Source organism: Pseudoalteromonas sp. 120-MNA-CIBAN-0494 (assembly GCF_040308885.1).
GTDB classification, from domain to species: domain Bacteria; phylum Pseudomonadota; class Gammaproteobacteria; order Enterobacterales; family Alteromonadaceae; genus Pseudoalteromonas; species Pseudoalteromonas nigrifaciens.
The window spans coordinates 1-231 of the sequence record NZ_JBEOOE010000250.1 but is presented as its reverse complement, the minus strand read 5'-3'; the positions used below and the strand labels follow the sequence as shown (position 1 = coordinate 231).

1 pseudogene is annotated in these 231 nt (G+C 46.3%); it reads left to right on the top strand.

Features of this window, described 5'->3' with window-relative positions:
* Positions 1-231 (top strand): annotated as a pseudogene (locus tag AAEY55_RS18680) (beta-ketoacyl-[acyl-carrier-protein] synthase II); the annotation flags it as partial.

Here is a 231-nt window from a genome sequence, read left to right as displayed (position 1 = left end):
GGTGATATCAGTGCTATGCAATGGCGCGATAATTTATTGTTCGATGCGCCTACATTAGTCGGTTGCGTCGATGACAAACGGTTAATAGAAATTGCCGATCATCTGAGTTTATTTGCTTGCCGTAATAATCGTTTATTAAACACTGCCGCCCAGCAACTTGTGCCCGCAATAGAGCAAGCTAAGCAGCGTTTTGGTTCCCATCGCATCGGAGTGGTTTTAGGCACCAGCACC